Here is a 25968-nt window from a genome sequence, read left to right as displayed (position 1 = left end):
GGGGCGGTAGCACGGGGCGATGCGGCTGTCAGCCGGGACGGCGCAACGCGCCGCCGGCGCCGGGCGCGCGGTTTGAAGAGTGTCGGCGAGGCGAGGCGATGGGAAGCGTTCCCCCGGTGCGGACAGAACGGCGGGGGCTGGTGGGTTGGCTCGCGGACGCGGTGCGGCCGAAGGCGGCGGTAAAGTCGCGCAAGCTGCGCAATGGCGGCCCGAAGCCGCTGATCGACCCCAAGGGCCGCTTCGTCGTCTACTGGTCGCCGAAATCGGCCTGCACGACGACGCTGATCTGGTTCCTGCACGTCTCCGGCTTCGGCGAGGAAGCGCGGGCCCACAGCTCCTGGCCGCACCGCTACCGGCTCGAGGTCTACAACCGCTCCGAGGCGTTCCACCGCGCGCTCGCCGCCGGCTTCAAGGACATGCGGCGCATCCGCGTCATCCGCGATCCCTATGACCGCGCCGTCTCGTCCTTCCGCCACGCCGTCGGCACAGGATATGCCGACGAGGGCATTGCCGCGTTCCTGCAGCGCGACCTCGCCGAGGATGCGAAGTTCTCCTTCCGGGAGTTCCTCGACTATCTGGAGAGCGAGGACATCGCCACCACCAACACCCACCATCGCCAGCAGATGCAGCCGATCGAGCGGCGCTTCCCGGCGACCGACGTCATCAACATCACCCGCCAGGACCTGTTCACCGAGCTGAACCGGCTGGAGCGCGAGATGGGCATGGCGCCGACCGACTTCTCCGCCCTCGACTGGCTGCACCGCACCGAGGCGCCGCGCAAGCCGATGGTCGCCGCCTCGGACGAGCCGGCCTACGAGCAGAAGATGTCGGCGGATGCGGCGCGCGGGCGCGCCTTCTGGCCGCCGACCGAAACGCTCCTCACCGAGGAGGCGCGGGCGCGGCTTTCGAAAATCTACCGGATCGACCTCGAGGCCTACCGCGACCACATCTGAGCGGCCGGCGTCCTCACTCGTCGACGCTGCCGTCGGGGTCGACCACTTCCAGCTCGCGCGGGCGGAAGAAGGCGACGATCCGCCCGCCGCGCGGGGCGATCTCCGACCACTTCTTCTCGGGGAAGTCGATGACGGCCAGCGCCGCCGTCGGATAGTCGGCGGCGATCGCCTCGATCAGCACGGGGTTGCCGGCGCCGACGAGGTCGACCGCGACCTCCTGCATCGCCGGATTGTGGCCGATGACGAGCAGTTGGCGGGCGGTGGCGCCATAGGCGCGGATGACGTCGAGATAGTCGCCGCGGCCGCTCTCGTAGAGATCGCGGGTCATGCGGATGTCGAGGTCGTTGTCGAAATGCGCCATCAGGCCGGAGAGGGTCTCACGCGTGCGGCGAGCGGTCGAGCAGACGATGCGGTCCGGCAGGAGAGCGTGGGCGGCCATGTGGCGGCCCATCAGCGGCGCGGCGTGGCGGCCGCGGGCGTTGAGCGGCCGGTCGAAGTCCTTCACCCCGGCCGCGTCCCACGACGACTTGGCGTGGCGCAGAAGCATCAGCCGCGGCATGCGCGCCCTCCCAGAAAAGCGACGATCGGCCGGAATCGCCTGGTCAGACGCTCGGGCGGGCGCACGGTCGCAGCCGGCGCCGGCGCTGTCCAGTCCACGGCGCCGGCGGCACGCCTGTGCGCGGTCATCGCAGCCGCACCGGCGAGCCGGGCAGCTCGATGTCGGTGCCGGCGATGCGTACCGAGGCGGTGGCCGGCAGGAACGGGCGGCCGGCGGCGAGCAGGAGCCGGCGCAGCGGCACGTCGAAGCCGGCGACGCCGGAGCGGCTCCGCCCGCTCGACTTCAGCCACGGCCGGAAGCGGTCGGCCTGGACGCGGGTGACCAGGCGGCCGCCGGCGTGGACCTCGAGTTCGAGGATCGCCTCGACGGCGCGATGCACGGCATAGCCGACGAGGCGGCCGCCCGGCGCGAGCCGCACCCGGCCGCGGTAGCCCTCTGCCTCGGCAAGGCCGGCGAGCCGGCGGGCGCGCAGCTTGTCGTAACGGTTGCGCAGGCGCCGGTAGACCGCGTGGTCGACGGAGACGAAGCGGCGGACCTGCTTGCGGAACACCGGGTCCTCCGCCTTCTCGCGCAGGCCGGGCGCGTAGGTGCCCTCGTTCTCGCGCAAAGCGGACAGCGGGTGGCCGACCTTTTCCGACAAGGCCCGCAGGTCGTCCTCGAAGGTGTCGGTGAAGCCGACGAAGCCGAACTCGGCCGGGTCGACGCCGCGGAAGAGGTCGGAGACGTGGCGGCTGAAGCGCGTCGTCTCGATGAACGCCTCGAGCTCGAGCTCGGCGCCGTAGCGCTCGACATAGTGGTTGTACTCGGAGATCAGCCGGTCGATCGGATCGCGCAGGAAGGTGACGAACGAGTCCGGGTGGAAGGCGTCCCAGTATTTGTCGGCGTGGAAGTGGCCGATCAGCAGCAGGCCGCGACGGTCGCCGAAGTGGCGGCGCAGGCCGACGCCGTCACCGGTGAAGCCGTCACGATAGAGGGCGTCGCGCAGGGCCGGCGTCGTCTGCTTCTCCTCGGCCCCGTAGTCGTAGAGCACGCGCCGGTCGCCACAGCCGCGGACGAGGGCGGTGCGCACGGCGCTGCCGCCGGTCTTCGGAACGTGCAGGAAGACGATGTCGCGCAGCATTCGGGTCCGCCCGGCCGCACTCAGCGGTCGGTACGCCCCCCGTCGCGGCCGGCGATGAAGGCGAGACGCTCGAGCACGTGGACGTCCTGCTCGTTCTTGACGAGGGCGCCGGCGAGGGGCGGGATGAGCTTGCGCGGGTCGCGGGCCCGGAGCGTCTCCGGCGACACGTCCTCGGCGACGAGCAGGCGCAGCCAGTCGAGGAATTCCGAGGTGGACGGCTTCTTCTTCAGGCCCGGCACCTCGCGCAGGTCGTAGAAGACGGCGAGCGCCTCCGACAAAAGCCGCTTCTTCAGTCCGGGGAAGTGGACGTCGACGATCGCCTGCATCGTCTCCGGGTCGGGGAAGCGGATGTAGTGGAAGAAGCAGCGGCGCAGGAAGGCGTCCGGCAGCTCCTTCTCGTTGTTGGAGGTGATGAAGACCACCGGCCGGACCGCCGCCCGCACCGTCTCGCCGGTTTCGTAGACGTGGAACTCCATGCGATCGAGCTCCTGCAGGAGGTCGTTCGGGAACTCGATGTCGGCCTTGTCGATCTCGTCGATGAGGAGGACCGGGCGCACGGGGGCCTCGAACGCCTCCCACAGCTTGCCCTTGCGGATGTAGTTGGCGATGTCGGAGACGCGCGGGTCGCCGAGCTGGCCGTCGCGCAGGCGCGCCACGGCGTCGTACTCGTAGAGGCCCTGCTGGGCGCGCGTGGTCGACTTGACGTGCCACTCGATCAGCGGCGCCCCGAGGGCGCTCGCAACCTCGCGGGCGAGCACCGTCTTGCCGGTGCCGGGCTCGCCCTTCACCAGCAGCGGCCGTTCCAGCGTGATCGCGGCGTTGACGGCGACCCTGAGGTCGTCGGTGGCGACATAAGACTTGGAACTACGAAACGTCATGGGCGGGCTCGCGGCTTCGTCCGGTCGGGCGCTCGGGCGCCGGGCCACCGTGGCGGTCCGGCTGCGGTGCGACGCCCGACGGGCGCCGCGGTCTTCTCTAGCGGGACTTTCTTGCTTTTAGCGGGACTTTCGCCCGAAGCCGAACAGGCGGCCGACGGTCGCCATCAGGCCGGCCGGCCAGCCGCGGCCGGACGCCGCCGCCGTCCGGTCGCGACGCTTCCGGCGCCCTGCCGGTGCCTCGCTACCCTCGGCCTTCTGCCGGCGGCCGGTCCTGAGGGGGCGCGGTGCGGCCAGCGGCTGCGGCGCGTCCGGGCCGAGGGCCGCCATCGCCGGGATGGCCGCACAGCGGTCGAGGTGCCCGGCGAGAGTGCGCACCGCGGCCTCCGAGCCGGGGTCACCGGTCATGCGGGCATAGAGCACCGCTGCCGCCACCGAGGCGACGCCGGTCGCCAGCACCTCCCGCGGGTCCGAGCGGACGTGGTCGCCGTCGTCGCTGACGAACGCGTCGATCTCCGCGCGCTCGGCCGCGCCGAGAGCGGGAAGCGGCAGCGCCAGCGCCGCGACTAGGCGTTCGACCTCGCGCGACTTGTCGCGCAGCAGCATGCCGTAGTCGGAGACGGCGCGCGGGCGCCCGCGCGTGTCGCGCTCCGCCGCAGCGACGTGGTCGGTCCACAGGGTGAGCGCAGTCGCCGCGTCCATGTCGTTGCGGGCGGCGAGCGAACTCGCGACGTCGGACGGACTGCGCACGGCCAGCACGTAGCGCGGCTCGGCGCCGAACTCGCGCAGCGCGAGGTCCCAGAACGGGACGAGGCGCGCCATCCGCGGCTCCTTGACGATGAAATGGCCGGAGGGCCCGAACAGCGTGCCGAGCGCCGTCACCGCCTCCCGGCGCAGGTCGGCGAACTCCGGGCCGACGAGGCGCTCGGCGGGCACCTCTCCCGGCGCGAACCAGTCGAGGCCGAAACGGGTGAGGATGCGGTTGTCGATGCCGATGATCGTGCGCGATTCCCAGACGCGACCGGTGTCCGGGGGCAGGGCGAGGCCGGCGAGCGACAAGGCCCGCGTCAGCGCCGACGTGCCGCTCCGGTGCATTCCGAGGACGACGACGGCGATGCGGGGAGGAGGTCGGTCCATGACGCCCTGTCGTGAGGAGCCCGCCGTCGCGGGGCCTGCGCTTCCCTAAACCAGGCTCTGCGGCGTGTCGAGGCGAGCGGCGGGCGACGGCCCGGCCTGTATCGTCCGGCCGAATGCCAGTCGCGAACGAGCCGGGCAAACGCGATCACCACAGGCCGTTGTCCCGGCGGGGGCGCATCGCTATAAGGGCGGCGCCACGAGGCGGAGTCGAGGAGCACCATGGCGGTTGACATCGACGAGGACTACCGTCCTTCCGACCATGAAGCTTTCATGAACGAGCGCCAACGGGAGTATTTCCGCAAGAAGCTGCTCGCATGGAAAGACGAAATCCTTCGGGAGAGCCGTGAAACGCTCAACCATTTGCAGGAAGAGAGCCAGAACCACCCCGATCTTGCAGATCGTGCATCGTCGGAAACGGACCGCGCCATCGAGCTTCGGGCGCGAGATCGCCAGCGCAAGCTGATCGCCAAGATCGATGCGGCGCTGAAGCGGCTGGAAGATGGAAGCTACGGCTACTGCGAGGAGACCGGCGACCCGATCTCCCTGAAGCGGCTGGATGCGCGGCCGATCGCGACCCTGTCGATCGAGGCGCAGGAGCGCCACGAGCGACGCGAGCGCGTCTACCGCGACGACTAGGGCCACCGCGCCGGCCTCGACGGCCGGGGCGCACGAGGGACTGGGCCGCGCCGGCGGAGGGCGCGACGGGTGCCCCGTGTGCGTCGCCCGCATGCGGCCCCATGGACTCCGGGCGGCCCGTGCCGGCACTGTTGCGGCGCCCGGCCCCAAACGCCGGGTCGACACGTCGCCGGCGCCCCGCGGGCGATCATCGGGGTGCCACGGTGAGCCCACCACCACCCTTGACCGCCGGGCCAATCGACACTGGTGCACTCGCACGTGCCGGCTGTTCCGGACGCGTCCGGGGCCCACGCCCGAGCCTGATTCGCGTTCGAGCGCTGGTTCGGGATCTCGCACGGCGTCTCGGTCGCCCGCTCACTCCGATCCTGTGCGTGGCTCTGGCGATGTGCCTCGCTCCGGTGCCCGGCCCGGCGCCATCGGCCGCCGAGATCGATGCGGCCGGCGAGATCGCCGCGTCCGCAAGGATCGACGCGTCCGGCGCTTCGCCGGCAGTCGTCGCCCTCGGTGCGGCGCTGTTCTCCGATCCCCGGCTGTCGCCAGACGGCCGCTTTTCGTGCGCGTCCTGCCACCGGCCGGATGCCGCCTTCGCCGAGCCGGGCGTCGCGCGGCAGCGCGGACGGGACGGCAAGCTGCTAGCCACCAATGCGCCAAGCCTCCTCGGTCTCGCCCGCCGCGGACCGTTCCGCCACGACGGGGCGGCGCCGACGCTCGCAGCACAGATCGCGGTGCCGCTGCTCGCCGCAAACGAGATGGCGAACCCGTCGCTCGCCGCGGTCGCCGCGCGGCTGGCGGCGGATCGGGCGACCGTTTCAGACTTCGAGGCGGCCTTCGGCGGTGGCCCGACGGAAGCGCGCGTCGTCGCGGCGCTCGGCGCCTATCTGCGATCCCTGACGCCGGAACCCTCTCCCTTCGACCGCTTCCAGGCAGGTGATCCGGCGGCCCTGTCGCCCGCCGCCCGGCGCGGCCTCACGCTCTTTCGCGGCAGGGCCGGCTGTTCGGCGTGCCACCTCGTCGACGGCGACTTCCGGGACGGGCGCTTCCACGACACCGGCATCGCGGCGCGCCGAATGCGACGGCCGTTCCCCGACGGTGTGCGCCCCTCGCAGGGCCGCATCGCCGTCACCGGCGCGGCGGTCGACCGGTTCCGCGTGCGCACGCCCGGCCTGCGCGCGGTGGCGCGCACGCCCCCCTACATGCACGACGGCTCGATCCGCACCCTCGCCGACGTCGTGCGCTACTACGCGGCGGGCGGCGCTGCCCACGCGGGGCTGTCGCCGCTGATCATTCCGTTCGCGGTCGACGAGGGCGATGTCGCCGACCTCGTGGCGTTCCTCGAGGCGCTGGGCGAGACGCCGACGGTTCCGGTCAGCGCCGCTCCGGCCGAATGACCCCGTCCGTCGGTCGCGGATCGGCATCGCGGTCGAGGCGCGGCACCGGTGCATCGCGCACGGGCGGCCGCGGCGCCGTGGCCGGTTCGACCGCCGGTGCCGAGGGCCGCACCGGTCGAACGTCGAGGGAGGCCGCCGGCCGCGGCGCGGGTGGGGTCGGCCGTTCCGGCGAAAGCCGCAAGGGGGCGGGTTCGGAAGCGGCCGGTACCGGCGGCGCGTAGGCGGGCGCAGCCGGCTCCGGTGGCCTCGGCGCCACAGTGACCGGCGGGCCCGGCGGCGGCGCGGCGGGCGGCGGGTCCGGCTGGCGCGCGACGGGAGCGGGCGGGGCGGCCGCGATGGGCGGCTCCGGGGCGACCTGTGGCGGTACATCGGCGGCCACTGGCGGTCGCGGAGTGGCGGGGGCAGCGGCGGGGCGTGCCGCCGCGCGGTTGATCGCCGTCTCGACGACGACGTCGCTCGGCCCGCCGATCAGCAGCAGGTGCTCGACGCCGTCGCGCCGCACCAGCACTAGCCGCCGGGTGTCGTCGACGCTGAGCGCCTCGACGAGCCCGAGCCGGCGCTGCGGCGTGCGTGGACCGGCGTCGCGCCCGCGCGCCCGCTTTCTGAGCACCGCGAAGACGACGAAGATCGCCGCGACGACGAAGGCGAAGGCGAGGACGAGTTGCAACCCGCGAGCGAGCAAGGGGTCGAGACCGAGGGCGTCTTGAAGCCAGACCGTCATGCGGGTCCCCTTGCAGGTGGAAGATAAGGGATTGTAAACGCCGCGTCGGGCATTACGAAACGGGGTTGCGGAACGCGACCTTCAGCGGCGTGCCGACGCCGACGGTCCGCGCGCGCACTCCGCGCCCGTATGTGACGGCGGGCTCGGGAGGGGCAGGTGGTCGACACCCGGCGCGGCAGACGGAGAGGGCGGGGCGGCGGACTGCTGGCAGTGCTACTCGCCGTGCTTCTGGCGGTCGGGACGGGCGCGCTCGCCGTGCTGTCGCCGGGCGAGATCGAGGCCTACCTCGTCTACGTGCTGGGAGCGCTGGCCGTCGTCGGCGTCTTCGCCGTGCTGGCGCTGGTCGCCGGCCTGATGCGCTTCGGCGAGGCGCACGGCGGCGACGAGGCGATCGATTCCTCCATCCTCGACGCCCTGCCAGAGGCGGTGCTGGTCGCCAGCGCCAATGGCGACAGCCTGCTCGCCAACAGCGCCTACAGGGTGCTCGCCGACGCCGACCTCGAGGGCCGCGGCGATGTCGCCGGACCCGAGCGGCTGCTCGCCGGCATTCCCGAGGCGTCCGAGACGCTGTTCCGCCTCGCCAAGGCGGCGCAGGAGGGCACCATCGTCGAGGAGGAGGTGCGCCTCACGCACCCGATCGGCCGCCCCGGCGGCGGGGCGCGCTGGTACCGCATGTCGGTGCGCCCGCTCGGCGGCGAGCGCCGCATCTGGCGGATCGCCGACGTCACCTCCGAACGGCGCGAGCAAGAGACGAGCTTCCTCGACCTGCAGAACGCTATCGATTTCCTCGACCACGCCCCGGCGGGCTTCTTCTCGGCCGACCCGGCCGGGCGCATCGTCTACCTCAACGCCACGCTCGCCGAGTGGCTCGGCTACGACCTCGCCGCCGTCGATCCCGGCCACATCGGCCTGCGCGACATCGTCGGGGGTGACGGCACGGCGCTGCTCACCGGCCTCACCGGCCGCCCCGGCGACACCCGCACCGAGACGGTGGAGGTCGACCTCGTCCGCCGCGATGGCCAGGCGCTGCCGGTGCGGCTCCTGCACCGCGTCGGCTTCGGAGCCCAGGGCGCGGCGGGGGATTCGCGGACGCTGGTGCTGTCACGCGCCGCCGGCGAGGACACCTCCGAATCGCTCCGGGCGGCGGAGGTGCGCTTCTCGCGCTTCTTCAACAACACGCCGCTCGCCATCGCCTCGGTCGACCGCGACGGCCGCATCGGCCGCTCCAACGCCCCCTTCGCCCGGCTGTTCGGCGCCTTCGTGCGGCGCTCGCCGGGCGAGCCGCGGCCGCTGCTGATCTCCTCCGTCGCCGAGCGCGACCGCGCCCGTCTGGCCGAGGCGCTCGGCGAGGCGATCGCCGGCCAGAGCACCATCGCCCCGGTAGAGGCGACCCTCGCCGACCGCGCCGACCGCAGCGTGCGGTTCTACCTCTCGGCCGTGCAGGATGCGCAGCCCTCCGGCGACGACGAGGCGGCGATCGTCTACGCCCTCGACACCACCGAGCAGCGGGCGCTCGAGCAGCAGTTCGCCCAGAGCCAGAAGATGCAGGCGATCGGCCAGCTCGCCGGCGGAGTCGCCCACGACTTCAACAACATGCTGACGGCGATCATCGGCTTCTCCGACCTGCTGCTGCAGAGCCACCGGCCGAACGACCCGTTCTTCCAGGACATCATGAACATCAAGCAGAACGCCAACCGGGCCGCCGGCCTGGTCGGGCAACTGCTGGCGTTCTCGCGGCAGCAGACGCTCCGGCCGGAGCGGGTGGTCATCAACGACGTGCTCGCCGACCTCAACATTCTGCTCGGCCGCCTGCTCGGCGAGACGGTGGAGCTGAAGGTCATCCACGGCCGCGACCTCTGGCCGGTGATGGCCGACGTCAACCAGCTGAACCAGGTGATGCTGAACCTCGCGGTCAACGCCCGCGACGCCATGCCGGAGGGCGGGCGCCTGCTGGTGCGCACCGCCAACGTGCCGTCGGCCGACGCTCTCCGCATCGCCTCGGAGGGCGGCCAGGAGGGGCTGGCGCCGGGCGACTATGTGATGATCGAGATCGCCGACACCGGCACCGGCATGTCGCCGGAGGTGCGCGCCAAGATCTTCGAGCCGTTCTTCACGACGAAGGACGTCGGCAAGGGCACCGGCCTCGGGCTGTCTACCGTCTACGGCATCGTCAAGCAGTCCGGCGGGGCGATCGCGGTCGAGAGCACCCAGGGCGCCGGCACCACGTTCCGCGTGCTGTTCCCGCGCGCTGCCGCGGAAGTGGTGCGCCCGGTCGAGGCGCCGCGCACCGTCGCCGACGCCACCGGCGCCCGCCGCCTTGCCGAGGCGTTCGGCGGCGGGCGCGAGACGGCGCGGGACGAGGCGGAGTTCGCGCCGCCGCGGCCGCCGCGGACACCGGTGCCGCCGCAGCAGTCGATCGTGACCTCGCGCCGGTCGTTTGACGCGATGTCCGAGGCGCCGGTTGCGGAGGAGGCAGCGGCAGAGGCTCCGGCCGAGACGGTGCGTGCTCGCACCGAAACACTGGCAGCTGCTCCGCTGGATCCCCCGCACCCCGTCGATCGGCAGACGGCGCCTGAGCGGCAGGCTCAGCGCGGCGCAGCGGCCGACGGCTTTGGGGCCACCCCCGCCGATCGGGAGCCTGCACCGCGGCCGCCCGCCGCCTCGCCGTCCGCCGCGCCGCCGCCGGCGACCGACCTCACCGGTACCGCCTCGATCCTGCTCGTCGAGGACGAGGAGGCGGTGCGTGCCTTCGCCGCCCGCGCGCTGACCTCGCGCGGCTACACCGTCCACCAGGCGGCGAGCGGCGCCGAGGCGTTGCGAATCATGGTGGAGACAGGCGGACGGGTGGACCTCGTCGTCTCCGACGTCGTCATGCCGGAGATGGACGGCCCGACGCTCTTGCGCGAGCTGCGCAAGACGCGGCCGGACCTGAAGATCGTCTTCGTCTCCGGCTATGCCGAGGATGCGTTCGCCCGCAACCTGCCGGACAACGAGAGCTTCAGCTTCCTGCCGAAGCCGTTCACGCTGAAGCAGCTCGCCACCGCCGTGAAGGCCGCCCTCAGCGAGCCGCCGCCGGTCCGCTGAGCGGACCCGTGGCCGCGACCGCTGCGGCGAGCGCCGGCGCGAGATCGCCTTTCGCCGCCACCGCCACACCCTCGAGCCCGAGCCAGCCGGCCATCGTCGCCAGTTCGGCAGCGAGTTCCGTCGCCGTGTCGGCGGGGGCGTGCGGCTCGGCGAAGGCGGCGAGCACGCGCAACTGCCCGGTCGCCTTGTCGGCCTTGAGGTCGACGCGCGCCACCAGCCGGTCGCCGAGCAGGAAGGGCAGCACATAGTAGCCGTGCACCCGCTTCTCCGCCGGCGTGTAGATCTCGATGCGGTAGTGGAAGCCGAACAGCCGCTCGGCGCGGCCGCGCTCCCAGACCAGCGGATCGAACGGCGACAGCAAGGCGCGGGCGGCGATGCGCCGGGGGCGGCGGGCCTCGGTGTGGAGATAGGCCGTCTGCGTCCAGCCGGGGACGGTGACGGGCACGAGTTCGCCGGCTTCGACGAGCTCCGGCAGCCGCGGCTTCACGTCGTCCGGCGACAGGCGGAAATAGTCGCGCAGGTCGCTCGCGGTGGCGATGCCCAGCGCCCGGGCTGCGATCGACAGCAGCGCGCGGTGGGCGTCCGCCTCGGGCGGCGTCGGCGTCGCCAGCACCGCGGCTGGCAGCACCCGCTCCGGCAGGTCGTAGAGCCGCTCGAAGCCGCGCCGCGTCGCGGTGGTGACGAGGCCGGCCCAGAACAGCCATTCGAGCGCGCGCTTGCACTCGCTCCACCCCCACCAGCCGCCCGCACCCTTGTCGCCTGCCCACGTCTCGCCCTCGAAGTCGGAGGCGGCGATCGGCCCGCGGTCGCGGACGGCGGCCAGCACCGTGTCAATGAAGCCGCGCCGTTCGGCGCCGAAGCGAGCAAGGCCGCCATAGATGCCGTGGCCGGCCTCGGCCCGTGCCATCCGCCAGCGCATCAAGGGCTGCGTCTCGAGCGGCAATAGCGAGGCCTCGTGCGCCCAGTACTCGAACAGGAGCTTGCGGCGCGACCAGGCGGCGTCGTCGAGGAGCGGCCGCGGGTAGGCACCAAGCCGCGAGAACAGCGGCATGTAGTGGGCGCGGGCGACGACGCTCACCGAATCGATCTGGATGAGCCCGACATGGCCGAGCACGCGCTTCAGGTGCCGCCGGTCGAGGACGGCGTCCGGGCGCGGCTGGCCGAACCCCTGCGCCGCCAGCGCGATGCGGCGGGCGGCGGGAAGCGCGATCGTCTCGGTCATCGGGGCGGAACTTGCGCGCGCATCGCCGGCATCGAAGCAGAGGATCTCACCGATCCGCCAGCCCAAATCGCTGCCGTCCCCAGGCACCTCTCCCAAACCCGGCCCAAAAGCAACTGAAGGTTCGATCGCCATCCGGTCGCGGCGCGGGGTGTCTCTCCGTCGCACGCTCGGGCTAGACTGCGCCGGCGCCGCGCGCGCTGCGCCACGGAACCGCCGATGCACCTCGACGTCTCCGACCTGATCGCCTTTTACGACACGCCACTCGGCCGCATCTCCCGCCAGCTCGTCGGTGCGCGGCTCGGGGCTCTGTGGCCGCGCGTCGGCGGCATGCGGGTGCTCGGGCTCGGCTACGCCGGCCCCTATCTGCAGCCCTTCCAGGCGGAGGCCGAGCGCGTGCTGGCTGTAGCGCCGGCGGCGACCGGGGTGACGGCGTGGCCGGGAGACGGCCGCCAGCGCGTCTGCCTCGCCGCCGAGGACCAGCTGCCGCTGCCGGACGCCGCCGTCGACCGCATCCTCCTCGTGCACGCGCTGGAGGTCGCCGAGGACCCGGAGCGGCTCCTGCGCGAACTCTGGCGGGTGCTCGCCCCCGGCGGACGCATTCTCGCGGTGGTGCCCAACCGCTCCGGCCTGTGGGCACGCGCCGAGACGACGCCGTTCGGGACGGGGCGCCCCTACAGCCGCCGCCAGCTCGACCGGCAGCTTTCGGACGCGCTGTTCTCGCCGGCCGCCTGGGACGAGGCCTTGTTTCTGCCGCCCTGGCCGCGCCGCTTCCTGATGAGCTCGGCGCGGGCGTGGGAGCGCGTCGGCAAGCGCGCCTGGCCGGCCTTCGGCGGGGTTCTTCTGGTGGAGGCCGAGAAGCGGATGTGGATGGGCATCCCGGCGAAGCGGAAGTCCCGGCGGGTGCCGGTGCTGGTCCCCGTGCCGGCCGCGGTGGCGCGCCGCGAGCCGCTGCCGCCGGGCGCGGGCGTCCTGGGCGGCGGCTGAGCGGACGCGCCGTCAGCGCCGCAGCAGGAACACCGCCTGCTCGCCGAACAGGTTCCAGAACTCCCACGGCGCATTGAAGGGGATGCGGGCGCCGTTGCCGTTCAGCGCCACGGCGCGCTCGACCTTGGCGTCGAGGGCCTCGGTGAGGGCGAGGAAGTCGCGGATCGTGCAGAAGTGGATGTTCGGCGTCTCGTACCAGGCGTGCGGCAGGTTCTGCGTCACCGGCATGCGGCCGCGCAGCACGAGGCTCGCGCGGATGCGCCAGTGGCCGAAATTCGGGAACGACACGATCGCCCGCCGGCCGATGCGCAACAGGTTCGCCATGACGAGGCGGGGGTCGCGCGTGGCCTGCAGCGTCTGGCTGAGGATGACGTAGTCGAAACTGTCGTCCGGATAGTCCTCGAGGTCGGTGTCGGCGTCGCCCTGGATCACCGACAGCCCGCGCGCCACGCACTCGTTGACGCCCTGCTGCGACAGCTCGATGCCGCGCCCGTCGACGCCGCGCTTCTCGGCCAGAAGATGCAGGAGCCCGCCGTCGCCGCAGCCGACGTCGAGCACCCGCGCGCCGGGCTGCACGAGATCGGCGACGACCTCGAGATCGACGCGGCGTTCGGGGAGGGGGGCGATGGCCATGGGGAGTGGTCCTTGTCGCCTCAGACCGCGCCCGCCGGCGGGGCGATGCCGCGGGCGTTGGCGGCGCCGGTGAGGAAGCCGCGGACGGTGCGGAACAGCTCCGGCTCGTCGAGCAGAAAGGCGTCGTGGCCGCGGTCGGTCTCCACCTCGACGAAGGAGACGTTCGCCGCGGCGGCGTTGAGCGCGTGCACCACCGTGCGGCTCTCGCGCGTCGGGAACAGCCAGTCGCTGGTGAAGGAGACGACGCAGAAGCGCGTGCGCGAGCCGGCGAACGCCTTCGCCAGCACGCCGCCATGGTCGGCGGCGAGGTCGAAATAGTCCATCGCCCGCGTCACGTAGAGGTAGGAGTTGGCGTCGAAGCGGTCGACGAAGCTCATGCCCTGGTGGCGCAGGTAGCTCTCGATCTGGAAGTCGGCGTCGAAGCCGAAGGAGATCTGCGGCCGGTCCTGCAGGTTGCGGCCGAACTTCCGGTGCAGCGCCTGCTCGGACATGTAGGTGATGTGGGCGGCCATGCGGGCGACGGCGAGGCCCTTGCGGGGCCGGAGGCCCTCGGCAATGTAGCGCCCGCCGCGCCAGTCCGGGTCGGCCATGATCGCCTGCCGGCCGACCTCGTGGAAGGCGATGTTCTGCGAGGAGTGCCGCGCGCCGGTGGCGATCGGCACCGCCGCGAAGACGCGGTCGGGGTAGCGCGACGCCCAGTCGAGCACCTGCATGCCGCCCATCGAGCCGCCGACGACGGCAAACAGCGTCTCGATGCCGAGCCGGTCGATCAGGCGGGCCTGCGCCCGCACCATGTCGCCGATGGTGACGAGCGGCAGGTCGAGCGCGTAGGGCAGGCCGGTGGCGGGATCGGTGTTGGCGGGCCCGGTGGTGCCCATGCAGCCGCCGAGCACGTTGGCGCAGATCACGAAGAAGCGGTCGGTGTCGACCGGCTTGCCGGGGCCGACCAGGGTCGTCCACCAGCCGGGCTTGCCGGTGACCGGGCTGTCGTTGGCGGCGTGCTGGTCGCCGGTCAGCGCATGGCAGAGCAGGATGGCGTTCGACTTGTCGGCGTTGAGGGTGCCGTAGGACTGGTAGGCGATCTGCCAGGGGCCGATCGACACGCCGGCGTCGAGCGGCAGCGCCTCGTCGGCGGAAAAGCGCGCCACCGGGCTCGACGGTGCATCGGCCTCCCGCCGCCGCGCGCTGTCGTCCACGCCGTCCATGCCGCCCGCCGCCATTTCACGCACCTGCCACAACGCGTTCCGCGGTAGGAGCGGGCCGGGTGACTGTCAACGTTTTCTTTGATTTCGCGGGTCGACCTGCTTAAGACCATGGCCCGCGACGGGGCGTGGTGCGCCACCGTCAACGATCCGCGGGCCGGCCGTTCCGTCTCGCGGCGCAGCCGATCCGACCGACGATCCGACACGAGTGTCCGGGCGCTTCCGACCATGACCGACACCCCCGCCGGCGATGCCCCGACCGCGACCGCGCCGTCGCTCGCCTCGCTGCGCGTGCGCATCGACGAGATCGACGCCGAGGTCCACACGCTGCTGATCGAGCGCTCGACGGTGATCGACGCGCTGATCCGCGCCAAGGGCAAGGCGCAGGGTGGCTCCGCCTTCCGGCCCGGCCGCGAAGCCGACATCATGCGGCGTCTCGCCGCCCGCCACGAAGGCTCGCTGCCGATCTCCTCGGTCGAGCACCTGTGGCGCGAGATCATCGGCACCTTCACCAATCTGCAGGCGCCCTTCCGCGTCCACGTCGCCGGCCTCTCGGCCCCGGACGGTGCGATGCGCGACCTCGCCCGCTACCAGTTCGGCTTCGACATCGAGCTCGTGCCTGCGGCCGATGCCGAGGCGGCGGCCGCCGCCGTCGTCGCCGAGCCGCGCGATCTCGCCCTGGTGCCGCTCGATGCCGAGCCTTCGACCGCGTGGTGGCGCGCCCTCGGCCCCGGCGGCGCCCGCATCATCGCGCGCCTTCCCTTCCTCGTCACCACAGGGCCGGGCGCGCGACCGGCCCTCGTGCTGTCCGGCGCCGAGATCGACGAGGCGCCGACCGAGATCGAGTGCCTCGCCGGCACCCTCGACGCCGCTCCCGACCGCGCGGCCCTGTCGGCCGCCGGCGTCGAGCTTATGGCCGCCGTCGGCAACGACGTCCTCGTCGCCCGCCGGCGCTCGCCGGCCGCCGCTCCGCTCGGCTCCCATATGCGGGCGGCCGGGGGCTATGCCGCGCCCCTGGTGTCGACCGCCACCCCCTAAAGCCGCGGCGAAGTCCCCTTTTTGAAGTCGAGGTCGACGTGATGTCCGCGTCCAACCGTCCACAGCCGCGCCCGAGCGTGCTCAAGATCGCCCCCTACGTCCCCGGCAAGGCGAAGGCCGGTGCCGTGCCGGCCGTCCACAAGCTGTCGTCCAACGAGACGCCGCTCGGCGCCAGCCGCAAGGCGGTCGAGGCCTTCAAGGCCGCGGCCGAGAAGCTCGAGCTCTATCCCGACGGCGCCCACACCCAGCTGCGCGAGGCGATCGCCCGGCGCTACGGGCTCGACCCCGCCCGCATCGTCTGCGGCGCCGGCTCCGACGAGCTGATCTCGTTCCTGTGCAACGCCTATCTTGGCGCTGGCGACGAGGCGGTGCAGAGCCAGTACGGCTTCCTGATGTACGCGATCTCGACGCTCGCCGCCGGTGGGCGGATGGTGAGCGCGCCGGAGCGCGACTTCCTCGCCGACGTCGACGCGCTTCTCGCCGCCGTGACGCCGAAGACGAAGCTCGTGTTCCTGGCGAACCCGAACAACCCGACCGGCACCTACCTGCCGTTCGCGGAAGTGAAGCGCCTCGCCGAGAGCCTGCCGCCGCACGTGCTGCTCGTCATCGACGCGGCCTACGCGGAGTATGTGCGGCGCAACGATTATTCGGCCGGGCTCGAGCTCGCGGCGACGATGGACAACGTCGTCATGCTCAGGACCTTCTCGAAGATCCACGGCCTCGCCGCGCTGCGCATCGGCTGGATGTACGGGCCGGCGGCGGTGGTCGACGCGGTCAACCGTGTGCGCGGGCCGTTCAACCTCGGCGCGGCGGCGATCGCCGCCGGCGCGGCGGCCATCGACGACACCGCCCACGTCGAGACCGCCATCGCCCACAACGAGATGTGGCTCGGCTGGCTCGAGGCGGAGCTGACCAGCCTCGGCCTCACCGTGACGCCGAGCGTCGGCAACTTCCTGCTCGTCCACTTCCCCGACGTCGACGGCAAGCGTGCCGCCGATGCCGACGCCTTCCTGCAGGACCGCGGCATCGTCGTCCGCCGCATGGACGGCTACGGGCTGAAGGGAGCGCTGCGCATCACCATCGGCACGGAAGCGGCCAACCGCGCTGTCGCGGAGGCGCTCGCCGCCTTCGTGAAGGGCTGAACGGAGGTCCGATGGCCGACCGGCAAGCTCCCCTGATCGGCCGCGTCGCCATCGTCGGCATCGGCCTGATCGGCTCCTCGCTCGCCCGCGCCATCGCGCGGGCGGGCCTTGCGCGCGAGATCGCCATCGCCGACCGCGATCCGGCGGCGCTCGCCCGCGCCGAGGCGCTCGGTCTCGGCACGAGCTACTACGCGACCGCCGCCGGCGCTGCCGAAGGCGCGGACCTTGTCATCGCCTGCGTGCCCGTTGGCGCCTGCGGGCCGGTCGCGGACGAAATCGCGCCGGTGCTGTCGGCGACCGCGATCGTCTCCGACGTCGGGTCGGTGAAGGGCTCGGTGATCCGCCAGATGGCGCCGCTGCTGCCGAACCCGCGCCGGCTGGTGCCGGCCCATCCGGTCGCCGGCACCGAGCACTCGGGTCCGGACGCCGGCTTCGCCGAGCTGTTCGACAATCGCTGGTGCATCCTGACGCCGCCTGAGGACGCCGAGGCCGACGCGGTCGAGACGGTCGCGGCGCTGTGGAAGGGCTGCGGGGCGAACGTCGAGGTGATGACGTCGGATCACCACGACCTGGTGCTCGCCATCACCAGCCACCTGCCGCACCTGATCGCCTACAACATCGTCGGCACCGCTGCCGACCTCGAGCAGGTGACGCAGTCGGAGGTGATCAAGTTCTCCGCCGGCGGCTTCCGCGACTTCACCCGCATCGCCGCCTCCGACCCGACGATGTGGCGCGACGTCTTCCTGCACAACAAGGACGCGGTGCTGGAGGTGCTCGGACGCTTTTCCGAGGACCTCGCGGCTCTGCAGCGGGCGATCCGCTGGGGCGACGGCGAGCAGCTCTTCGACGTGTTCACGCGCACCCGCGCCATCCGCCGCGGCATCATCGAGGCCGGCCAGGACACCGCCTCGCCCGACTTCGGCCGCCGGCCGGCGGTCGATGCGGCACCCGCAGCGGTCGAGCCGCCGGTGACGGCGAAGGCGTCGTGACGACGCCGCTGCATCTCGTGCTGCACGTGCCGAAGTGCGCCGGCAAGACGCTGGAGCGCCACTTCGAGGCGCACATGCGACCGGGTGAGTTCGTCAAGCCGAAGCGGCGGTCGGTGCCGGCGCGCTGGGTGCTGCCGCGCCACGCCCGGGACGCCGTGCCGGACACCGGGCGCGTCCGCGTCATCTCCAGCCAGCAGATCGGCAGGTCGCTGGAGGCGCGCTTCGCCGGCCGTCCGATCCTGCGCTCGACGCTGATCCGCGACCCGCTCGGGCACGCGCTGTCCTACTACAATTTCCGCATGATGCGGTACGTGGCGATGGGGTGGGGAACCTACGACTTCGACACCCACGTGCGCTCCGAGCCGAGGAACCGCATCACCCGGTTCCTGCTCGCGACGTATCTCGAGGTTCCCTGGCCGCGCCTGGTGGCGATGTCGGGCGAGGAGGCGTTCGCCCTCGTCACCCGCCACTTCCGCGAATTCTGGTTCGTCGGCTCCCACCTGCTCTGCGACGAATTGACGGGGGAGCTCGGACCGGTACTCGGTATCCCGCCCGTGGCGGTGCGCCAGAACGACCGGGCCGAGATGGCAAAGACGATCGTCTGGGACGAGCTCAAGGCGGCCGACCTCGATCCGAAGCTGCGCGCCGCGATGGTCGATGCCAACGCCGTCGACGAGGCGCTGTTCGACACCTTCGCAGAGGCCCGCCACGGGGCCGGAGCCGTCAAGCTCAAACCGCCGACGCGGGCGGCCCGGCTCGCGCCGCTCAGCCACGAGATTGCCCGTCCCGTCCACGAGGCGCGCCGGCGCCTCGGGCGCGGCTACTGGTAGCGGCCCGCGGCTTCTCTGTCTCGGTCAGGGCGAGCCCAGCGCGCGCACTGGCAGGCGTGGCAGCCGGCCGAGCGGGATGAGCCCGATCGTGCCGCGGCCCCGGCGGATCGTCACCGTCACCGTGCGCTGGCCGTCGCCGTCGTCACGCCCGAACGCCGCCACCGCGCCGGCCAGCGCCGCCGGCAGCTGGCTGTCCTCCGGCAGGAAGGGGCGCAATGTCGCGGCGAGCGCCGCAGGGTCGGCGATCGTCACGTCGAGCACGCCGTCGAGGCGGCCCTCGGCATCCACAGTGAGGTCGCCCGCGGCCCGCAGCTTCGCCGCGCCGCTGGCCAGCGACAGTTCCCGAATGAACAGCGGCAGCGGCTCGTCGCCGATGCCCTCGGTCAGCGGCCCGCGGCCCGAGAGCGCGGCGCCTTCGTCGCCGATCCGCACCACCGCCGACACGTCGAGCGGCAGCGGCAGCATCGGCGAGGCGAGGCCGGTGGCGGAAAGCGCAGCATCGGTGCCGGCCGGCGTGTCGCCATCGCCCGGCGCCCGACGCACGTGCGCCTCGAGGTGGCCGGCTCGGCCGGCCTCGCGGCCGGCGACGGTGAGGACTGGGGCCTCCAGCACGATGTCGGCGCTGTCGAGGAGGCGGCCGTCGCGCGCGCCGCTCGCCCGTGCCGATGTCCACGTGGCGTCGATCGCCGGGCCGTCCGCGGGCCGAACCGACAGCGGCCCATCGAGTTCGAAGATCGCCTTGCGCCAGTCGTAGGCGAGGGCGACCGCGGTGAACGCGCCGGCGGCGAGCGTGCCGCCGTCCGGCAGGGTGGCGGCCGTCGAGCCGCAGCGCGCCTCGACGCGGAACGGGTAGCCGCCGACCGCGAGCGGGTCGCAGACGACGACGGTGCCGTCCGGCAGCGGCCGCACCAGCGCCTCGCGCAGCATCGTCTCCACCCGGTCGGTGACGACCCACCAGTAGATCGACCAGCCGACCACCAGCACCGCGACCGCCGCGACCAGCAGTATGAAGTTGCGGCGCATGCGCGCGGGGCGGTGGAGGGGCGTCTCGGACGAGGGCATGCTCATTTCCGGTCGGTCTCAGATGCTGTCGCGGCGAATTGGCCCGCCATTGCGGCGAAATCGGCCCCGCCCCTCGCCTTGCGGCCGTTTGGGCCCCCTCTTATATACCCGTCGAGCGTCGCGTCCGGGCTCGCCGGGCGCCAAATCCCACGCTGTTGTTGGGGGCCGGCCCGGCCTCGCCGGGACCCGCGTTCGGATGCCATGTATGGGTCCGACCGGCCTGCCTGAAGGAGACGAGAATGGCAAAAGTCATCGGTATCGACCTCGGCACCACGAATTCCTGCGTCGCCGTCATGGACGGCAAGAACGCCAAGGTGATCGAGAATTCGGAAGGCGCGCGCACGACGCCGTCGATGGTGGCGTTCACCGACGATGGTGAGCGCCTGGTCGGCCAGCCGGCGAAGCGCCAGGGTGTGACCAACCCGGAGCGTACCTTCTTTGCGGTAAAGCGGCTGATCGGCCGCCGCTACGACGACCCGATGGTCGCCAAGGACAAGGACCTTGTCCCCTACAAGATCGTCAAGGGCGACAACGGCGACGCCTGGGTCGAGGCGGACGGCAAGAAGTACTCCCCCTCGCAGATTTCCGCCTTCATCCTGCAGAAGATGAAGGAGACGGCCGAGGCCTATCTCGGCCAGACGGTGACGCAGGCCGTCATCACGGTCCCCGCCTACTTCAACGACGCCCAGCGCCAGGCCACCAAGGACGCCGGCAAGATCGCCGGCCTCGAGGTGCTGCGCATCATCAACGAGCCGACGGCGGCAGCGCTCGCCTACGGTCTCGACAAGGGCGGCGCGTCGAAGACGATCGCGGTCTACGACCTCGGCGGCGGCACGTTCGACGTGTCGGTGCTGGAGATCGGCGACGGCGTCTTCGAGGTGAAGGCGACGAATGGCGACACGTTCCTCGGCGGCGAGGACTTCGACATGCGCCTCGTCAACTACCTCGCCGACGAGTTCAAGAAGGAGCAGGGCATCGACCTGCGCGGCGACAAGCTCGCCTTGCAGCGCCTCAAGGAGGCCGCCGAGAAGGCGAAGATCGAGCTCTCCTCGGCCACCCAGACCGAGATCAATCTGCCGTTCATCACCGCGGACCAGACCGGTCCGAAGCACATGACGCTGAAGCTGACCCGCGCCAAGTTCGAGGCGCTGGTCGACGATCTCGTCCAGAAGACGATCGGCCCGTGCAAGGCGGCCCTCAAGGACGCCGGCCTGTCGGCTGGCCAGATCGACGAGGTGGTGCTGGTCGGCGGCATGACGCGCATGCCGAAGATCCAGGAGATCGTGAAGCAGTTCTTCGGCAAGGAGCCGCACAAGGGCGTCAACCCCGACGAGGTGGTGGCGATCGGCGCGGCGATCCAGGCCGGCGTGCTGCAGGGTGAGGTGAAGGACGTCCTCCTTCTCGACGTGACGCCGCTGTCGCTCGGCATCGAGACGCTGGGCGGCGTGTTCACCCGCCTGATCGAGCGCAACACGACCATCCCGACGAAGAAGGGCCAGGTGTTCTCGACCGCCGAGGACAACCAGACCGCGGTGACGATCCGCGTCTTCCAGGGCGAGCGCGAGATGGCGGCCGACAACAAGATGCTCGGCCAGTTCGATCTCGTCGGCATCCCGCCGGCGCCGCGCGGCGTGCCGCAGGTCGAGGTCACCTTCGACATCGACGCCAACGGCATCGTCAACGTGTCGGCGCGTGACAAGGGCACCGGCAAGGAGCAGCAGATCCGCATCCAGGCCTCGGGCGGCCTCAACGACGCCGACATCGAGAAGATGGTGAAGGACGCCGAGGCCCACGCCGAGGAGGACAAGAAGCGGCGAGCGCTGGTCGAGGCGCGCAACCACGGCGAGGCGCTGGTGCATTCGACCGAGCGCACGCTCGCCGAGCACGGCGCCAAGGTCTCGGCGGCCGACAAGTCGGTGGTCGAGGCGGCGGTGGCCGACCTCAAGACGGCGCTCGCCGGCGAGGACGTCGAGGACATCCAGGCGAAGACCAACGCGCTGGCGCAGGCCTCGATGAAGATCGGCGAGGCGATGTACCAGTCGAGCCAGGACGGCGGCGACGACGCCGGCCCGTCCGGCGGCGAGGCCAAGCAGGACGACGTCGTCGATGCGGACTTCGAGGAAGTCCGCGACGACGACCGCAAGAAGTCCGCCTGATCGACGGCCGAGGACTGAACCGATGGCTCCGGTCGCCGCGTCGCACCCTTGCGAATCGGCCGGCCGGAGCCGCTCTTTTGCGGGCGGCGCCGACCGCCCGCCGGCCGGCCCCATTCCGAGACGCTGACAGATGGCCAAGCGCGACTATTACGACGTGCTGGGAGTGGCGCGCGACGCCGACGAAGCCGCCCTGAAGAGCGCCTATCGCAAGCTCGCCATGCAGTTCCACCCGGACCGCAATCCGGGCGACGGCGAGGCCGAGAGCCGTTTCAAGGAGGTCAGCGAGGCCTACGAGGCGCTGAAGGACCCGCAGAAGCGCGCCGCCTACGACCGCTTCGGCCACGCCGCCTTCGAGGGCGGGGCGGGCGGCGGCCCGGGCTTCGGCAACGACTTCGCCTCGGCGATGTCGGACATCTTCGACGAGTTCTTCGGCATGGGCGGCGGTGGCCGGCGGCCCGGTGGCGGCGGCGGCCGCGGCGGCCGCGAGCGCGGCGCCGACCTGCGCTACAACCTCGAGATCGAGCTCGAGGAGGCCTTCGCCGGCAAGACCGTCGAGGTGCGTATCCCGTCGTCGATCGCCTGCGAGCCGTGCGGCGGCACGGGCGCGAAGCCCGGCTCCAAGCCCGTCCCCTGCCGCACCTGCGGCGGCACCGGCCGGGTGCGCGCCCAGCAGGGCTTCTTCACCCTCGAGCGCACCTGCCCGACCTGCCAGGGCCGCGGCGAGACGATCGCCGACCCCTGCACCGCCTGCGGTGGCGCCGGCCGGGTGACGAAGGAGCGGACGCTCTCGGTCAACATTCCGGCCGGCATCGAGGACGGCACCCGCATCCGCCTCGCCGGCGAGGGCGAGGCCGGCTCGCGCGGTGGCCCGGCGGGCGACCTCTACATCTTCGTGTCGATCAAGCCGCACGAGTTCTTCCAGCGCGACAGCGCCGACATCTACTGCCGCGTGCCGATCTCGATGACGACGGCCGCCCTCGGCGGCGAGTTCGAGGTGCCGACGATCGATTCCGGCCGCACGCGCGTTCGGGTTCCGGAAGGGACGCAGACCGGCCGGCAGTTCCGCATGCGCGGCAAGGGCATGCCGGTTCTGCGCAGCGCCCAGCGCGGCGACATGTATATCCAGGTGGCGGTGGAGACGCCGCGCAACCTCACCCGCCGGCAGCGCGAGCTGCTGGAGGAATTCCAGCGCGACCAGTCCACCGACACCCATCCAGATGCCCAGGGCTTCTTTGCCCGGGTGAAGGATTTCTTCGACGGTTTGAGCGGCTGATACGTCACGAAGAAGTCACAGTCCGCAGTGAACCGATCGCTAACGGAAGTTGTTATAAGGTCGTCATCGGCTCTGGCGTAGCGTTCAGTCCAGTCTGGCGAATCGTCTTACCTCCCTCGAGTGGCAGATCGATATGAAAGCCAATGCACGTCGCTTATCTACCTTCGTCGGCGACGAGGTGCGCTTCTTTCGCGCCTGGATCGAAAAGCCGTTGACGATGGGCTCGGTGACGCCGTCGAGCCCCTTCCTCACCCGCGCCATCGCCGCCCAGGTCGAGATCGACCGGCCCGGCAAGATCGTCGAACTCGGTCCGGGCACGGGCGTCGTCACCGACGCGCTGGTGGCGCGCGGCGTGCCCCAGGATCGCCTCGTGCTCATCGAGTACAATGGCGAGTTCTGCAAGCTGCTGCGCAAGCGCTTTCCTGCCGCGACGGTGATCGAGGGCGACGCCTACGATTTCGACCGAACCCTCGGCCATCCCGCCGACGGGTCGCTCGCCTCGGTGATTTCCGGCCTGCCGCTTTTCACCAAGCCGATCGAGATGCGGCGCAAGCTGATGGACACCTCGTTCCGGCTGCTCGCGCCGGGCGCGCCGTTCGTGCAGTTCTCCTACGCGCTGGTGCCGCCGGTACCGGCCGAGGCCGGCCGCACGACGATCTGGACGAGCCCGTGGATCCTGCGCAACGTGCCGCCGGCCCGCGTCTGGGTCTATCGCACCGAGGCCGTGCCGGCCTGATCCTGCAGGGCCGTTTGCATCCGGCGCGCCACCGCCTACATATCGGCGGTCGCACTCCCGGATGCTCCCCGACATGACTGAATTCCTCGGTTCGGGCGCTGGCCCGAACATGTCCTCCCGTTTCCCGAACTGGCACGGCACGACCATCGTCACCGTTCGCAAGAACGGCCGCGTGGTGATTGCCGGCGATGGCCAGGTCTCCCTCGGCCAGACCGTCATCAAGGCGAGCGCCCGCAAGGTGCGCCCGCTCGGCAAGGGCGACGTCATCGCCGGATTCGCCGGTGCCACGGCGGACGCCTTCACGCTGCTCGAGCGCCTCGAGACCAAGCTCGAGCAGTATCCCGGCCAGCTCGTCCGCGCCGCCGTCGAGCTCGCCAAGGACTGGCGCACCGACCGCTATTTGCGCCAGCTCGAGGCGATGATGATCGTCGCCGACCGCTCGTCGAGCCTCGTCCTCACCGGCACCGGCGACGTGCTCGAGCCCGAGGGCGGCGTCATGGGCATCGGCTCGGGCGGCATGTATGCGCTCGCCGCCGCCAAGGCGCTCGCCGACACCGACCTCGACGCCGAGCAGATCGCCCGCCGCGCGATGGCGATCGCCGCCGAGATCTGCGTCTACACCAACGGCAACGTCATCGTGGAGAGCCTCGGTGCCGACGCCTGACGACTGGTCGGCGGCCGTCGCCGCCGGCCTCGTCGATCGCGCCGGTGCCGAGCGCCTCGCCGCCTTCTTCGCCGCCCGCGAGCGCGCGGAGTTCGCCGGCGACGCCGAGGCGGTGCGCTTCGTGCGTGGCTTCCACGACATCTTCCTGGCGATCGGCGTGGCGATCCTCGTCTTCGGCGTCGGCTTCGCCGCCATGCTCGTCGCGGGCATCCCGGTCGGCACGATCGTCCCGGCCGTTGCGGCGTGGGGCCTCGCCGAGGTCTTCACCCGCCGGCGCCGCCTGGTGCTGCCGTCGATCGTGCTCGCCGCCGCCTTCACGGCGGCCGTGGGCCTGACGGTCGCGACCCTCTATGCGCTCGGCGCCGAACTCGCCACCGCCGGCTCGTCCGACCTGCCGGCGGACTGGTCGGAGGGCGGCATCGGCATCGCCGGGGCGGCCGGCGGCATCGTCGGGGCGCTCGCCTTCTTTGCCCGCTTCCGCCTGCCGTTCGCCCTCGGCGCGGCGGCGCTGTCAGCGGTCGTACTGGTGCTCGTCGCGCTCATGTGGTGGGGCGCCGGCGACGACGTCTTCTCGCTCGCCACGCTCGCAACTGGCCTCGCGGTGTTTGCGGCCGCGATGGCCTTCGACCTCCAGGACCCCGGCCGCAGCGGCCTCGGCTCCGACAACGCCTTCTGGCTCCACCTCGTGGCGGCGCCGGTGATCGTCTATGCCGCGATCGGCCTGTTCGGCGTCGAGAGCCGCTTCGACCTCGGGCTCCAGGACGCCCTCGTCGTCGTCGGCATCGTCGTGGCCCTCGGCCTCGTCGCGCTCGCCGTCGACCGGCGGGCGCTGCTCGTCGCCGGGCTCGGCTATCTGGGCTTTGCCATCGGCCGACTGATCGCCGCCACCGAACTGACGAGCGAGACGATCGTCGCCGCGACCCTCGTCGTGCTCGGCATCCTGATGGTGGCGCTCGGCAGCGGCTGGCAGCCGGCGCGGCGGGGCGTCCTGCGGCTTCTCCCGGCGGGGCTCAGGGCGCGGCTGCCGCCGGTGCACCCGGCATGACCGCCGCCGCCGCCGCCTACGGCTTCTCCCGCGTCACCCGCGACGACTTCCCGATCCTGATGCGGTGGATGGGGGAGCCGCACGTGGCGCGCTGGTGGGGCGACGTCTACTGCGAGCTCGCGGCGCTTTCGCACGCCCTCGACGAGCCGGGGTTCGATGCCTATCTGGTGCACGTCGAGGGGCGGCCGTTCGCCTATCTGCAGGTGACCGACCCGTTCGCCGACGAGGACAACCCCTACCGCGACCAGCCGCGCGGCTCGCGTGGCCTCGACCTCTACATCGGCGAGCCGTCGATGACCGGCCGCGGCCACGGGCCGGGACTGCTCCAGGCGATGGCCGGGCGGCTGTTCGCCTCCGGCCATCCGCGGCTCCTGATCGACCCCGATCCGGCCAACCGGAACGCCATCCGTGCCTATGAGAAGGCCGGCTTCCGTCATCACAGCGTTCGTCGCGTGGTGGTGGCCGCTGGCGATGTCGCGGTGGTCCTGATGACCCGCGACCGCAACGAAAGCAGATGAG

Annotated in this window: 24 protein-coding genes; 15 read left to right on the top strand and 9 right to left on the bottom strand. The window is 72.0% G+C overall.

Going from position 1 to position 25968, the window contains the following annotated elements; translation table 11 throughout:
- Positions 1-140 precede the first annotated feature (140 nt).
- Complete coding sequence (locus RUR49_RS26110; protein ID WP_409149642.1) at positions 141-953, top strand: sulfotransferase family 2 domain-containing protein; 813 nt, start codon at positions 141-143, stop codon at positions 951-953.
- A 13-nt stretch (positions 954-966) separates the two neighbouring features.
- Here RUR49_RS26110 and RUR49_RS26105 read toward each other — a convergent pair whose 3' ends face one another.
- From RUR49_RS26105 to RUR49_RS26090, 4 genes are all read right to left on the bottom strand, one after another.
- Positions 967-1512 carry a SixA phosphatase family protein gene (locus RUR49_RS26105; protein WP_409149640.1) on the bottom strand — a complete coding sequence of 182 codons (546 nt, stop codon included), beginning with the start codon at positions 1510-1512 and terminating at the stop codon, positions 967-969.
- A gap of 124 nt (positions 1513-1636) precedes the next feature.
- The gene (locus tag RUR49_RS26100; RefSeq protein WP_409149639.1) at positions 1637-2632 is read right to left on the bottom strand and encodes a sulfotransferase family 2 domain-containing protein; all 996 of its coding nucleotides are present in this window, start codon (positions 2630-2632) and stop codon (positions 1637-1639) included.
- 20 nt (positions 2633-2652) lie between these two features.
- Positions 2653-3510 carry an AAA family ATPase gene (locus RUR49_RS26095; RefSeq protein WP_409149638.1) on the bottom strand — a complete coding sequence of 286 codons (858 nt, stop codon included), beginning with the start codon at positions 3508-3510 and terminating at the stop codon, positions 2653-2655.
- Positions 3511-3627: 117 nt separating this feature from the next.
- Entirely contained in the window at positions 3628-4644 is a 1017-nt protein-coding gene (locus tag RUR49_RS26090) for a sulfotransferase family protein (protein WP_409149636.1), read from the bottom strand.
- 219 nt (positions 4645-4863) lie between these two features.
- Between RUR49_RS26090 and dksA the strand changes: the two genes are divergently transcribed.
- Together dksA and RUR49_RS26080 are read left to right on the top strand one after the other, a co-directional pair.
- Positions 4864-5280, top strand: coding sequence for an RNA polymerase-binding protein DksA (dksA, locus tag RUR49_RS26085; RefSeq protein WP_409149635.1), 417 nt, complete (start codon positions 4864-4866; stop codon positions 5278-5280).
- A gap of 371 nt (positions 5281-5651) precedes the next feature.
- Positions 5652-6668, top strand: coding sequence for a cytochrome-c peroxidase (locus RUR49_RS26080; RefSeq protein ID WP_409149633.1), 1017 nt, complete (start codon positions 5652-5654; stop codon positions 6666-6668).
- Here the strand turns inward: RUR49_RS26080 and RUR49_RS26075 are convergent.
- The gene (locus RUR49_RS26075; RefSeq protein WP_409149632.1) at positions 6646-7389 is read right to left on the bottom strand and encodes a hypothetical protein; all 744 of its coding nucleotides are present in this window, start codon (positions 7387-7389) and stop codon (positions 6646-6648) included. The genes RUR49_RS26080 and RUR49_RS26075 overlap by 23 nt on opposite strands.
- Positions 7390-7545: 156 nt before the next feature.
- Here RUR49_RS26075 and RUR49_RS26070 point away from each other — a divergent pair, with 156 nt between their 5' ends.
- Entirely contained in the window at positions 7546-10473 is a 2928-nt protein-coding gene (locus RUR49_RS26070; protein ID WP_409149630.1) for a response regulator, read from the top strand.
- Here the strand turns inward: RUR49_RS26070 and RUR49_RS26065 are convergent.
- Positions 10448-11695 (bottom strand): winged helix-turn-helix domain-containing protein, encoded by a 1248-nt coding sequence (locus tag RUR49_RS26065; RefSeq protein ID WP_409149629.1) that lies wholly within the window; start codon positions 11693-11695, stop codon positions 10448-10450. The two genes, RUR49_RS26070 and RUR49_RS26065, sit on opposite strands and share 26 nt — an antisense overlap.
- A 216-nt stretch (positions 11696-11911) precedes the next feature.
- Between RUR49_RS26065 and RUR49_RS26060 the strand changes: the two genes are divergently transcribed.
- On the top strand, positions 11912-12679 hold the full coding sequence (locus tag RUR49_RS26060; protein ID WP_409149628.1) for a methyltransferase domain-containing protein: 768 nt from the start codon (positions 11912-11914) through the stop codon (positions 12677-12679).
- A 12-nt stretch (positions 12680-12691) separates the two neighbouring features.
- Here the strand turns inward: RUR49_RS26060 and metW are convergent, their stop codons facing one another.
- Both metW and RUR49_RS26050 read right to left on the bottom strand, forming a co-directional pair.
- Positions 12692-13312: a methionine biosynthesis protein MetW gene (metW, locus tag RUR49_RS26055; protein WP_409149627.1), complete on the bottom strand. Its 621-nt coding sequence runs from the start codon at positions 13310-13312 to the stop codon at positions 12692-12694.
- A 20-nt stretch (positions 13313-13332) separates the two neighbouring features.
- A complete protein-coding gene (locus tag RUR49_RS26050) occupies positions 13333-14517 on the bottom strand; it encodes a homoserine O-acetyltransferase (protein WP_409149625.1) in 1185 nt (394 codons plus the stop codon).
- Positions 14518-14742: 225 nt separating this feature from the next.
- On the opposite strand from RUR49_RS26050, the gene RUR49_RS26045 reads away from it, so the two are divergent.
- Genes RUR49_RS26045 through RUR49_RS26030 form a run of 4 tightly spaced genes read left to right on the top strand, consistent with a single transcriptional unit; the run spans position 14743 to position 18513 of the window.
- Positions 14743-15552, top strand: coding sequence for a chorismate mutase (locus RUR49_RS26045; protein ID WP_409149624.1), 810 nt, complete (start codon positions 14743-14745; stop codon positions 15550-15552).
- A 41-nt stretch (positions 15553-15593) separates the two neighbouring features.
- A complete protein-coding gene (hisC, locus tag RUR49_RS26040) occupies positions 15594-16694 on the top strand; it encodes a histidinol-phosphate transaminase (protein ID WP_409149623.1) in 1101 nt (366 codons plus the stop codon).
- An 11-nt stretch (positions 16695-16705) separates the two neighbouring features.
- Positions 16706-17683 carry a prephenate/arogenate dehydrogenase family protein gene (locus RUR49_RS26035; RefSeq protein ID WP_409149622.1) on the top strand — a complete coding sequence of 326 codons (978 nt, stop codon included), beginning with the start codon at positions 16706-16708 and terminating at the stop codon, positions 17681-17683.
- Complete coding sequence (locus tag RUR49_RS26030; protein WP_409149620.1) at positions 17680-18513, top strand: hypothetical protein; 834 nt, start codon at positions 17680-17682, stop codon at positions 18511-18513. Before RUR49_RS26035 ends, RUR49_RS26030 begins: the two co-directional genes overlap by 4 nt.
- A gap of 24 nt (positions 18514-18537) precedes the next feature.
- Here the strand turns inward: RUR49_RS26030 and RUR49_RS26025 are convergent, their stop codons facing one another.
- Entirely contained in the window at positions 18538-19575 is a 1038-nt protein-coding gene (locus RUR49_RS26025) for a DUF2125 domain-containing protein (RefSeq protein ID WP_409149619.1), read from the bottom strand.
- Between the two features lie 239 nt (positions 19576-19814).
- Between RUR49_RS26025 and dnaK the strand changes: the two genes are divergently transcribed.
- From dnaK to RUR49_RS25995, 6 genes are all read left to right on the top strand, one after another.
- Positions 19815-21731, top strand: coding sequence for a molecular chaperone DnaK (dnaK, locus tag RUR49_RS26020; RefSeq protein WP_409149618.1), 1917 nt, complete (start codon positions 19815-19817; stop codon positions 21729-21731).
- 130 nt (positions 21732-21861) lie between these two features.
- Positions 21862-23004, top strand: a complete 1143-nt coding sequence (dnaJ, locus tag RUR49_RS26015; RefSeq protein ID WP_409149617.1) for a molecular chaperone DnaJ — start codon at positions 21862-21864, stop codon at positions 23002-23004.
- Between the two features lie 133 nt (positions 23005-23137).
- Positions 23138-23740, top strand: a complete 603-nt coding sequence (locus tag RUR49_RS26010; RefSeq protein WP_409149616.1) for a class I SAM-dependent methyltransferase — start codon at positions 23138-23140, stop codon at positions 23738-23740.
- A gap of 73 nt (positions 23741-23813) precedes the next feature.
- The gene (hslV, locus tag RUR49_RS26005; RefSeq protein ID WP_409149614.1) at positions 23814-24404 is read left to right on the top strand and encodes an ATP-dependent protease subunit HslV; all 591 of its coding nucleotides are present in this window, start codon (positions 23814-23816) and stop codon (positions 24402-24404) included.
- Positions 24391-25449, top strand: coding sequence for a hypothetical protein (locus tag RUR49_RS26000; protein WP_409149613.1), 1059 nt, complete (start codon positions 24391-24393; stop codon positions 25447-25449). Before hslV ends, RUR49_RS26000 begins: the two co-directional genes overlap by 14 nt.
- On the top strand, positions 25446-25967 hold the full coding sequence (locus RUR49_RS25995) for a GNAT family N-acetyltransferase (RefSeq protein WP_409149612.1): 522 nt from the start codon (positions 25446-25448) through the stop codon (positions 25965-25967). The genes RUR49_RS26000 and RUR49_RS25995 overlap by 4 nt, the downstream gene beginning before the upstream one ends.
- Position 25968: the final 1 nt, after the last annotated feature.

It is taken from the genome of Pseudoxanthobacter sp. M-2 (assembly GCF_046156265.1).
Classification (GTDB): domain Bacteria; phylum Pseudomonadota; class Alphaproteobacteria; order Rhizobiales; family Segnochrobactraceae; genus CAMDHY01.
Note: the sequence above shows the minus strand (reverse complement) of the source record. Positions and strands in the feature narration are given on the sequence as shown.